Origin of the sequence: Albidovulum sp., from assembly GCF_049646345.1 — a bacterium.
In the GTDB taxonomy this organism is placed as follows: domain Bacteria; phylum Pseudomonadota; class Alphaproteobacteria; order Rhodobacterales; family Rhodobacteraceae; genus Albidovulum.
Genome location: NZ_JBARVQ010000632.1, coordinates 1 through 6,709, shown reverse-complemented (window position 1 = coordinate 6,709; position 6,709 = coordinate 1). Strand labels below are relative to the sequence as shown.

At 62.1% G+C, this 6,709-nt stretch carries 9 protein-coding genes; 6 read left to right on the top strand and 3 right to left on the bottom strand.

The genetic code is table 11. From position 1 onward, the window contains the following. The coding region (locus WBB85_RS16470; RefSeq protein ID WP_432639684.1) for a DUF6173 family protein at positions 1-241 on the top strand (241 nt) is incomplete at its 5' end. Positions 242-541: 300 nt separating this feature from the next. Here WBB85_RS16470 and WBB85_RS16465 read toward each other — a convergent pair. The 3 genes from WBB85_RS16465 to tldD all read right to left on the bottom strand — a co-directional run bounded on the left by WBB85_RS16465 (position 542) and on the right by tldD (position 2,982). Further along, on the bottom strand, positions 542-727 hold the full coding sequence (locus tag WBB85_RS16465) for a hypothetical protein (protein WP_432639683.1): 186 nt from the start codon (positions 725-727) through the stop codon (positions 542-544). A gap of 106 nt (positions 728-833) precedes the next feature. Beyond that, the gene (locus WBB85_RS16460) at positions 834-1,514 is read right to left on the bottom strand and encodes an alpha/beta fold hydrolase (protein WP_432639682.1); all 681 of its coding nucleotides are present in this window, start codon (positions 1,512-1,514) and stop codon (positions 834-836) included. A gap of 46 nt (positions 1,515-1,560) precedes the next feature. Continuing rightward, positions 1,561-2,982, bottom strand: coding sequence for a metalloprotease TldD (gene tldD, locus WBB85_RS16455; protein ID WP_432639681.1), 1,422 nt, complete (start codon positions 2,980-2,982; stop codon positions 1,561-1,563). A 174-nt stretch (positions 2,983-3,156) separates the two neighbouring features. On the opposite strand from tldD, the gene coxB reads away from it, so the two are divergent. From coxB to WBB85_RS16430, 5 genes are read left to right on the top strand one after another with little or no spacing between them, the layout of a single operon-like run. Continuing rightward, on the top strand, positions 3,157-4,020 hold the full coding sequence (gene coxB / locus WBB85_RS16450; RefSeq protein ID WP_432639680.1) for a cytochrome c oxidase subunit II: 864 nt from the start codon (positions 3,157-3,159) through the stop codon (positions 4,018-4,020). Positions 4,021-4,070: 50 nt separating this feature from the next. After that, the gene (gene cyoE, locus WBB85_RS16445; protein ID WP_432639679.1) at positions 4,071-5,003 is read left to right on the top strand and encodes a heme o synthase; all 933 of its coding nucleotides are present in this window, start codon (positions 4,071-4,073) and stop codon (positions 5,001-5,003) included. After that, on the top strand, positions 5,003-5,167 hold the full coding sequence (locus WBB85_RS16440; RefSeq protein ID WP_432639678.1) for a hypothetical protein: 165 nt from the start codon (positions 5,003-5,005) through the stop codon (positions 5,165-5,167). Before cyoE ends, WBB85_RS16440 begins: the two co-directional genes overlap by 1 nt. Then, positions 5,164-5,742 (top strand): cytochrome c oxidase assembly protein, encoded by a 579-nt coding sequence (locus WBB85_RS16435; RefSeq protein ID WP_432639677.1) that lies wholly within the window; start codon positions 5,164-5,166, stop codon positions 5,740-5,742. The genes WBB85_RS16440 and WBB85_RS16435 overlap by 4 nt, the downstream gene beginning before the upstream one ends. Before the next feature lie 21 nt (positions 5,743-5,763). Beyond that, positions 5,764-6,567 carry a cytochrome c oxidase subunit 3 gene (locus WBB85_RS16430; RefSeq protein ID WP_432639676.1) on the top strand — a complete coding sequence of 268 codons (804 nt, stop codon included), beginning with the start codon at positions 5,764-5,766 and terminating at the stop codon, positions 6,565-6,567. Positions 6,568-6,709: the final 142 nt, after the last annotated feature.

The window sequence follows — 6,709 nt, the reverse complement described above, 5'->3', positions numbered from 1 at the left end:
TGCGATGGGCTTTACCGGCGGCGATGCCGGTGTGCTGAGGATCGAGGGGATCGGCTATTTCGACCCCGATATCGTGACTTTCTACGGCACGGATGATGGAGGGTCACGCAACCAGCTGATCCAGCATGTCAGCCAGCTCAACGTGATGCTGCGGGCCCAGCCAAAAGCGCCAGAGGTGGAGGAACCGCGCCGGATCGGGTTCCGTCTGGCCGCCGATCTGGGCAAGGGCAAGAAGGGCTGAAGGCCCGGGTCGATTTGATGTTTCGAGCTCTTTGCGGTCGTTAGGACGCGCCACGTAAGCCGGGCGGGTGCCTGCCCATGGGGTGGCGCAGCGACCTGTATTCGGGGTGCTTTATGCCAGCAAAGCCCCTCGGACCTCATGCGAAGCACACGATCTCAAAAGCGCCAGCCCGCCGGGACGGGCAGGCGCTCGCCCGGCGCGCGTCGCGCTTGTTCCCGGGCGAAGAGGCGTATCCACGAATGTCCGCAAAGTCCCGATTGCGCGCACTCAGACCGGGATACTGTCCGGAAGACAGAGCACTCAGATATTCAACAGCGCGTGCAGCCGGTAGAGAACGCCGGGCTCCTTGGCAAGGTCGACCGCCGACGGCCATATCTGGCGCAATTCGCGGATTACGGCGTCGCGGTTATTGGCGACACGGTGGGGGATCGGAACGTATGGCCCGCATGATACACTTGGGCGGGGCGTCTGGACTTCAGGAAGCATGACCCGTCTCCTGCGATACTCATCTTCCCTTAGCGTCAACTCAAATACAGGCAGCCTGAGGGCAGCACTGTGCCGAATATGGTGTCTTTTCTGGGCGCTCCACCCCTTATTGTTGCCGTTTCGACAGGAAATGCGCGACGTGCTGCGCAGCTTCGATGGGACGGGTCTGAAGAAGAAAATGCGGGGCATCGACTGAAATTACCGCGTCGCAGATGGGCGCAAAATCGGCGGCGGCGGATAGGGGGACAAGCCGGTCTTTCTCAGCGTGCAGATAGATGCAGGGCACCGTGACCTTCGGCAGCATGTCGCGTTTGTCGACGGTCAGCACTGCCGCAAGACGGCTCAGCATCGACGACATGGGGACCTTTCTGAGCGCGCGTTGGTAGTTCGCCCTGAATTCCGCGGTTCCTTTGCCGCCCATCACGAAAGGCAGGCTGAGCCATGCGAGGGCAAGGCGTGGAACCGGCAGTATTTTCATCAACCTGATCAACGGTTGGGGCACATGTCGGGGCGCACAGGCAAAGGTTGCGACAAAGATCACTGCCCTGAGCCCGTCCGGCTTTGCTGCGGCGAGGTCTATCGCCAGCGGGCCGGAAAACGACTCGGCGACGATGGCGAATTCCTCATCATGCCGTTGGCGCGCCAGCCATTCGGCAATCTCGGCATACGAGGTCATGTCGAGCGGATAGGAGAGAACCTCTACCCGATGCTCATCACTCAGGGCGTCGGCGAAATCGCCAAGCAGATGGCCGGTGCCGTCGAGGCCGGGGAGGACAACGATTTTCATTGCCAGATGGCGCCAGTATCGTCGGATGAGGCTGCCGGGCCCTCCTTCACGCCGCCGAGCCGCCGACGGTCAGCCCGCCGATCAGCAGGGTTGGCTGGCCGACGCCCACCGGCACCCATTGCCCGGCTTTGCCGCAATTGCCGATGCCGGGGTCGAGCTTCATGTCGGTGCCGATGGCGCGGATCTGTTTCATTGCCGTGGCACCATCGCCGATCAGGGTGGCGCCCTTGACCGGGTCGCCGACCACACCGTTCTTTACCCGGTAGGCCTCGGTGCAGCTGAACACGAACTTGCCGTTGGTGATATCGACCTGACCGCCACCAAAGCCCACGGCATAGATACCGTCCTTGAGATCGGCCACGATATCGCCGGGCCGTGCGTCACCCGACAGCATATAAGTATTGGTCATGCGCGGCATCGGGATATGGGCGAAACTCTCGCGCCGTCCGTTGCCGGTGGGTTTGACGCCCATAAGCCGGGCATTCTGGCGGTCCTGCATATAGCCGACAAGCACGCCATCCTCGATCAGCACATTTTTCCCGCTCGGCGTGCCTTCGTCATCGACGGTGATCGACCCCCGCCGGTCGGGGATGGTGCCGTCATCGAGAACCGTCACGCCCCTAGCCGCGACCTGTTGGCCCATAAGGCCCGCAAAGGCCGAGGTTTTCTTGCGGTTGAAATCGCCCTCCAACCCATGTCCCACAGCCTCGTGCAAGAGGATGCCGGGCCAGCCCGCGCCAAGTGCCACATCCATCACGCCCGCGGGGGCAGGGACAGCGCGGAGGTTGACGAGGGCAATGCGCAACGCCTCGCGCGTTTCATTCTGCCAATGCGCGGGCGTCATGAGCTGGGCCAGCCCCGCCCGGCCGCCGCCGCCGGTCGATCCGGTTTCACGCCGCCCGTTTTCCTCTACGATGACCGAGACATTCAGACGCGCCATCGGGCGGATGTCAGAGACAAGCCCGCCTTCGGGGCGCAGGATGAACACCTCCTGCAAGGCGGCGGCGATGGTGGCCGAGACCTGCACAACGCGTGGGTCGAGCGCACGGGCGAAGGCGTCGATCTCGCGCAGGGTCTCTACCTTCACGCCGAAAGCGGCGTCGGCCAACGGATCGGCATCGGTGTAGAGCTTCAGATTGGTGCCCGAAGGTGGCGCGGCCATCACCCCGCCGCCATCGCCGACCGCAAGCCGTGCGGTCTCGGACGCGCGCTTCAAAGCGGATTCGGAGATTTCGGTGGAATGGGCGTAACCCGCCACCTCGCCGTTGACGGCGCGCAGGCCAAAACCTTCGGAAGCGTCGTAGCTGGCATTCCTGAGCCGCCCGTCATCGAAGACCAGAGCCTCGGACCGGCGGCGTTCGAGGAACAACTCGCCATCCTCTGCCCCCGCGGTTGCTTCGCGCAGAATCGCCAATGCGCGGTCGGGGTCGAGATGGGTCTCGAACGGGGAAAAGCGGGCTTCTGTCATCTGGGTTCCCCTTGCGGTCCTTGATTTCGGTCAAAAGCGGCGCTTTGCCGCGCTGGTTTCACTTGTCGCATTGCCTCTAATATGATTTTAGAAGCGCCGGATACAACCGGTTGCGCCAAAGGCGGGCCGGAACTGGAAGCGGCGGGACGGCCGCGGCAGGAACGGGAACACGATATGCGCTTTGCGACCATTCTTTCCGGCCTCGGGGCCGCCTTCACCTCCACGATGCTGGCCGGTGCCGTGATGGCCCAGGACGGAATCACCGGACTTGAGATTGTCGGCGCTCCGCATGCCGATGGTATCGGCTTTCAGCCGGCCGCGACCGAACTGGCGCGCGATCAGCAATGGCTGGATCACATGCTGCTCTGGCTCTGCATCATCGTTGCCGGTTTCGTGGTCGGCCTTCTGGCCATCGTCATCCTGCGCTTCAACAGCCGCGCCAATCCGACACCCGCGAAGTTCACTCACAACACGCCGGTGGAGATTGTCTGGACGCTGGTCCCCGTGCTGATCCTTGTCGTTCTCGGCTCCTTCTCGCTGCCGATCCTGTTCAAGCAGCAGGAGATTCCGGAAGGCGACGTCGTGATCAAGGCGACCGGCAACCAGTGGTACTGGTCCTACGAATATCCCGATGAGGGCATTGCCTTTGACAGCTTCATGCTGGGCCGCGACGGGCTTGAGGCGGCTGGCTACAGCCAGGACGAATACCTCTTGGCCACCGATACCTCTGTCGTCGTGCCGATCAACAAGATTGTGGTCGTACAGGTGACCGCCGCCGATGTGATCCATGCCTGGACCATCCCGGCTTTTGCCGTGAAGCAGGACGCCGTTCCGGGCCGCATCGCCGAGCTGTGGTTCAAGGCCGAGCGTGAAGGCATCTATTTCGGTCAGTGTTCGGAACTCTGCGGCAAGGACCACGCCTATATGCCGATCACAGTGAAGGTTGTCAGCCAGGAGGTCTATGACGACTGGGTTGCGCGAACCAAGACCGCCGATGCCGGTACGTCGGCAACCGTGCAGGTCGCCGCAGCGCAATGATCCGGACGGGGTGCGGGCATCGACCGCGCCTCATCCTTTCGGGGGAATGAATGAGCGATTTCAGCGCCATTGATCATGGGCAAGAGGCGGAGTTCGGCGATTACGTCCAGCTTCTGAAGCCGCGTGTCATGTCGCTGGTCGTCTTTACCGCGATGGTTGGTCTGATCGTTGCACCCGGCAGCGTTCATCCCTTTGTCGCCTTCACCGCTATTCTGTTCATTGCCCTTGGCGGCGGCGCGTCGGGTGCCCTGAACATGTGGTATGACGCCGATATCGACCGGGTGATGCGACGCACGCAAAGCCGCCCGATCCCGTCGGGCAAGGTCAGCGAAGGTGAGGCTTTGGGCCTTGGTCTGGCATTGTCGGGTCTTTCGTGCCTGATGCTGGGGCTGGCCGCGAACTGGTTCGCGGGCCTGTTCCTTGCCTTCACGATCTTCTTCTATGTCGTCATCTACACGATGTGGCTGAAGCGCCTGACGCCGCAGAACATCGTCATCGGCGGCGCTGCCGGGGCCTTCCCGCCGATGATCGGCTGGGCGGTGGTAACGGGCGGCGTTTCGGTCGAATCGCTTCTGATGTTCGCGCTGATCTTCATGTGGACGCCGCCGCATTTCTGGGCGCTTTGCCTGTTCATGAAGGACGACTACTCCAAGGCCGGCGTGCCGATGCTGACGGTCACCCATGGCCGGAAGGCGACGCGCAAGCATATCCTGGTCTATACGGTGCTTCTGGCCCCCTTCGCGCTGGCCCTGTCGCTGACCTCGGTCGGCGGGCCGGTGACGCTGGTGACGGCACTTGTTCTCAACGCGCTTTTCATCCGGGGGGCGTTCCGCATCACCCGGCGGGATGAGGACATGGCCGAGGCGGATGGCTACAAGGCCGAAAGGGCGTTCTTCAAGTTCTCGCTCGCCTATCTCTTCCTGCATTTCGGCGCGCTTCTGATCGAGGCCAGCCTTGTGCCCTTCGGGTTCGGGGGATGGTGATGGCGATCCGGCAGGACCATGAGCTTCATGGGCGCCGCAAAGGGCGCAACCTTGGCCTCGGATTGGTGCTGGGCGCGTTGGTGGCGCTGATCTTCGGCCTGTCGGTCGTGAAGATTTCGCATCTGGAAGAGGGCAAGCTGCCCGCTTCGGAGGCCGCGCAATGAAGCGGCTGGACAGTAATTCCCGCATCGCCGCTATGCTTGTCGGCATCGTCGTGACCATGGGTGCGCTGGCTTGGGCCGCGGTGCCGTTCTATGACTGGTTCTGCCGCGTGACCGGCTATGGCGGCACGACGAATGTCGCGGCCGAAAACACGTCAGAGATCCTTGATGAAATCGTCACTGTCCGCTTCGACGCCAATATCGCGCCGGGTATGCCGTGGGAATTCCGACCCATGCAGACCGAGATGAAGCTGAGGATCGGTGAAACCGGGATGGCGTTCTATGAGGCCTTTAACCCGACCGACAATCCGGTCGCGGGCACGGCCAGCTACAATGTCGCCCCCGACCTTGCAGGCTATTACTTCGACAAGATCCAGTGCTTCTGCTTCACCGAACAGGTGCTGAAGCCGGGTGAGCGGGTGGAGATGCCGGTCGTCTTCTATGTCGATCCGGAACTGGTGAAGGACCGCGATGCGGGCCGTATCCGCAATATCACACTTTCCTACACCTTTTACCAAATCGAACTGCCCGAAGCACAGGCGAGCCTTTCGCCCGTCGAAGGCTCTGACTATAACTGAGGCCAAATCAGGGAAACCGACATGGCGCACGCGAAAAACCACGACTACCATATCCTCAAGCCCTCGCTCTGGCCGTTCCTCGGCGGCGTGGGCGGCTTTGTCATGCTGTTCGGCGCCGTCCTTTGGATGAAGGCGATCACGCCGTTCATGTTCCTCGCGGGCCTCGCACTGGTGCTGTACGTCATGTTCGGCTGGTGGTCCGAGGTTGTGCATGAGGGCAATACCGGCGATCACACACCAGTGGTGCGGATCGGCCTGCGTTATGGCTTTATCCTCTTCATCATGTCCGAGGTGATGTTCTTTTCGGCCTGGTTCTGGACTTTCTTCAAACACGCGCTTTATCCGATGACGGAAGGATCGCCCAAGATCGACGGCATCTGGCCGCCTGCGGGAATCGAGACCTTCGACCCCTGGCACCTGCCCCTGATCAACACGCTGATCCTGCTCTGCTCGGGCGCTGCCGCGACCTGGGCGCACCACGCCATTGCGCATGAGAACAACCGCAAGGACATGGTCAACGGGCTGGCACTGGCCGTAGCGCTCGGCGCGCTCTTTACCGCGTTCCAGGCGCTGGAATATAGCCACGCGGCCTTCGGGTTCGCGGGCAACATCTATGGCGCCTCGTTCTTCATGGCGACCGGTTTCCACGGTGCGCATGTGTTCATCGGGACGGTGTTCCTGTTGGTCTGCATGTTCCGGGCGCTGAAGGGGCATTTCACGCCTGAACAGCATGTCGGGTTCGAGGCCGCCGCCTGGTACTGGCACTTCGTCGATGTGGTCTGGCTGTTCCTCTTCGCTGCTGTCTATATCTGGGGCAGCGCCTGATCCGGCACCCCTGACGGCAATGCAAAACGCGGGGGGCACTGCTCCCCGCGTATTTACTTTGAGGACCTTATGCGCCGCTATCTTTCTGCCCTGATCCTTGGTGCCGGTGGTATCGCAATCCTGATGTCGCTCGGGCTCTGGC